Annotated in this window: 3 protein-coding genes; all 3 read right to left on the bottom strand. The window is 42.9% G+C overall.

Features of this window, described 5'->3' with window-relative positions; genetic code table 11:
* Positions 1-1,504, bottom strand: a 1,504-nt coding sequence (locus RHS_RS28715; RefSeq protein ID WP_047835136.1) for an extracellular solute-binding protein, incomplete at its 3' end; no start/stop codon positions are given.
* A 39-nt stretch (positions 1,505-1,543) separates the two neighbouring features.
* On the bottom strand, positions 1,544-2,482 hold the full coding sequence (locus tag RHS_RS28710; protein WP_044289600.1) for a carbohydrate ABC transporter permease: 939 nt from the start codon (positions 2,480-2,482) through the stop codon (positions 1,544-1,546).
* Between the two features lie 14 nt (positions 2,483-2,496).
* Positions 2,497-3,450 (bottom strand): sugar ABC transporter permease, encoded by a 954-nt coding sequence (locus RHS_RS28705; RefSeq protein WP_081820493.1) that lies wholly within the window; start codon positions 3,448-3,450, stop codon positions 2,497-2,499.
* Positions 3,451-3,820: the final 370 nt, after the last annotated feature.

Here is a 3,820-nt window from a genome sequence, read left to right as displayed (position 1 = left end):
CCGGATCTACCATTCCTGACTCCAGTGCCGGTCCATACTGTGCCACCACGTTAGTCACAGAAGCAATTACAGTTTCTGCCGTAGCAGTGTCAAACATAAATCCATTGTGTTTTGCTGTAACGCTCTTGTCGTTGTATTCCTGGAACAGTTCTGCAATATTCTCTGGATATGAGATATCCCATTTCTGATTAAACGGAGTTCCAAACTGCCATCCAAAGGTATAATCATACCCATTCTTATCCGGTGGAAGTGTTCCGCCCATAGTCCGGTCAATCTGGTTCTCACCCACTGCTGTATAATGCTCTCCCTCAATACCATGGCGGATTAAAGTTCCCACATATGGATCTGTATTTAACAGGTTAATAAATTTCAGGGCTTCTTCCGGATGCTCACTTCCGGATGAGATTGCAAGCAGCCCTCCAAGAGCACTTCTTGTTTCAAATATCGGCATTGTCAGGTCGATCGATGTGATCCCGTGTCCCGCCGTTGTCTCCAGCATCTGAGCCGCACCCGGAGCATTCTGTGTCACGTAGGAAAACAAATTCCCGTTGTTAAAGTCATTATCTCTGTTTGCAATATCAGAGTCATACTGTACCGGATCCTTGGAGATGTAGCCATTCTTGTACCATCCGTGAACCATCTTACAATAGTCCATATATTCCGGTGTATCATACTGGTTGAACACTTCCCCCTGGTCGGTGAAGAGGTTCGTTTCCGGAATTGCTGATGCACCCGGTAAAGTAGGGGTACCTGTCAGAGATTCAAAGGGAACGCCTAACTGGAATCCACTGTTAAGACCTGATATCCCAATCACATTTTTTCCTTCTGCCTGGGATTTTTCTTTTACGGTTTTTAAGACTTCGGTATAATCATTTAACGTCTTAACCTTACTCAAATCAATACCATATTCTTCTGCCATATCACTGTTCGCATAGACAGAGCACTGCCATCCCATCTCTTTATAAGAGGGGACTCCATAAATCTTGCCGTCTACCTTTACCGCATCCCACTCCTCCTGGGGCACAAAGTCATAGGTTTCTTTTGCATACTGAGGAAGCAGATCGGTGATATCCATGAAAGCATCCCTGGCAGCAAACTGAGCATAATTCGTCGTCCAGTTAGCGGTAAAGCAGATATCAAAATACTCGCCTGAGTTTATATAAGTAGGCATTTTTTCCTTATAATCCGGATTGGCAATGACCTGATAATCAATTTCCACCCCGATTTTATCTCTGGTATATTCGTTTAATTTTGCAATGACCTTATCCGTGTCCGGCGCTACCGGGTTGATGGACATATACCATTTTAACTTCACGATATCATCTGAACCTTTGTCCGCAGCAGCTGTCTTGGTCCCCTCAGAAACCGGTTCTGTTTCTTCTGCAGTGCTTTTTGCCTCCGTCTCCAAAGCCGGTGTGTCCGTCTCCCGGGAACCCGAGCACCCTCCCAATAGCGCAGCTGCCATAGAAATAGCCAATACCGCTGCAATTGTCTTTCTTTTCATATCTGTTCCTCCTTAAACTAATTTTTTATTTACTATCTGTCAGCCCTTCACTCCTCCAACCGTCAACCCTTTTACAAAGTATTTCTGGAAGAATGGATATGCCAGCAGAATAGGTATCACAACTAAAACGGTCAGCGCCATACGCCCGCTGTCAGTAGGTGCGGATTTTGCAACCTCCGCATACTCAAGTGCGTTGGATGCCGACTGCTTTACCGATTCCAGACTGTTTTGTACACTCCACAGCAATGTCTGGATCGGGTATTTTTTCTGATCCATAATATAAAGCATTCCCAGGAACCAGTCGTTCCAGTAGGCGATCATGGTAAACAGGGAAATCGTTGCTATTCCCGGTTTTGACAACGGAAAAACCACCTTCAGAAAAGTATTGAATTCTCCGGATCCATCGATCCTTGCCGCTTCGATAATCTCCATTGGAATACTCTTATAGAACGTTCGCAGCACCACCACATAAAAAGCATTAAAGCTCATGGGGAGTATCAGTGACCATATGGAATTCCCCAGGTGCAGAAACTGGGTATTCACAATATAACTCGGTACCATCCCCCCATTAAACAGCATCGTAAACAGCATCATATACGTCAATATTTTATTATAACGGTAATCTGACCTGGATAATACATAGGCAAACAGACAGGTGATAAATACACTGAACAATGTGCCAAAGACCGTTACAAATATAGTCACGCCATAAGACCGGACAATCTGGTCTCCCAGCCGGAAAAAATACCGGTATGCTTCCAGGCTCAGTTCGGATGGAAAAAAGCTGTAACCGTTCTGATAGATACTGTTTTCGCTGCTAAAAGATACAATTACCACCAGAAGCAGCGGCAGCACACAGGACAATGCCATAACCGTCAGCAGAATATTCCAGATGACATTGGACTTTCCCGATATACGGTTAAAATCCGGATTGGATTCCAAAATCTCCTCTTTCTTTTTTTTCTTTCCAGCACTCATGCCGATTCCCTCCCTTAAAACAATGCACTTTCTTTATCTATTTTTCTCACAACCATATTTGATACCACCACCAATACGCAGCCCACCACAGACTGATACAGGTTTGCAGCCGAAGCCATTCCGATATTTCCGGTTTCCTTCAGCGCCCGGTATAAATAAGTATCAATAACATTTGTCACCGGGAATAATGGCCCGTTGTTTCTTGGCATCTGATAGAACAGCCCGAAATCAGCGAAAAAGATTTTTCCGATTGCCAAAATGGACAGGATAATCATCATAGACCGCATACATGGAATTGTAATATAACGGATCTGCTGCCACTTGGTAGCGCCATCCATAACAGCGGCTTCATAATAATCATTTGGTATCCCCGTAAGGCATCCAAGATACATTACCGTAGAATATCCAACAGTTTTCCAGATCTGTACAATAACAAGGATCACCGGCCAGTACTTCGGGTCGCTGTACCAGTTGACCCCTTCCTTTCCAAACATCTCCAATAACCGGTTAAACAATCCGTTATCTACGCTTAACAATGCAAACCCTACAAAAGAAACTACTACCCAGGATAAAAAATAGGGTGCCATAAATATCGTCTGGTAGACCTTTGATCTCCTCTTATTCCATAGTTCATTCAGCACAATAGCAATTGCAACCGCAATCACCAGGTCAATGACCAGAAATAAGATATTATAGAGCAGCGTATTTCTTGTAATAATAAATGCATCTGAGCTTTTAAATAAAAACTTAAAGTTATCTAATCCTATGTATTCGCTGCCAAAGATTCCTTTTCGAACATTAAATTTCTTAAATGCAAGAAGAATCCCGCTTAAAGGCAGATATCTGAACAAAATCATAATCACAACCGCCGGAAGTGCCATCAAGGTCAAAGGCAGGTTTTTCTTAAAATAAACCATTCTCTTTCTGGCAGTACCGGAAATTCCGGTTCTGTTTCCCTTTGTTTTCATATGCATTATCTCCTCCTTTCCATTCCCTGACCATCTCAGGGTTCCTTTCAATTCTGTACATGTCCCCGGTTCTATTACCTTTTCCATTATACAAGTATTAACCCTGCCAGAACAACTTGACTTTTTTTTGATAAGGTGCACTATTTTTCTGCATTCATCCCGTTTACTTGTCTCTTCCTATAAAATCCGCTATAATCTAAAAATGGAGCGAAAGTGCAAACAAAAGGCCAAAATACCTGTATGAATGAAGGGAGAATTATGAATATATTATTAATTGATGATGAAAAGTACGCTGTGGAAGGCCTGATATCCATGCTGGACTGGAAGCGATTTGAAGGAACCCTGACCGGAACTGCTTCCAATGGCAAAG

The organism is Robinsoniella sp. RHS (assembly GCF_001029355.1).
Classification (GTDB): Bacteria; Bacillota; Clostridia; order Lachnospirales; family Lachnospiraceae; genus Robinsoniella; species Robinsoniella peoriensis.
This window is presented reverse-complemented; position numbering and strand designations above follow the sequence as displayed.

Coding starts and splice junctions, on each gene's coding strand:
- RHS_RS28710 (WP_044289600.1), bottom strand. CDS start 2,482: ATGAGTGCTGGAAAGAAAAAAAAGAAAGAGGAGATTTTGGAATCCAAT.
- RHS_RS28705 (WP_081820493.1), bottom strand. CDS start 3,450: ATGAAAACAAAGGGAAACAGAACCGGAATTTCCGGTACTGCCAGAAAG.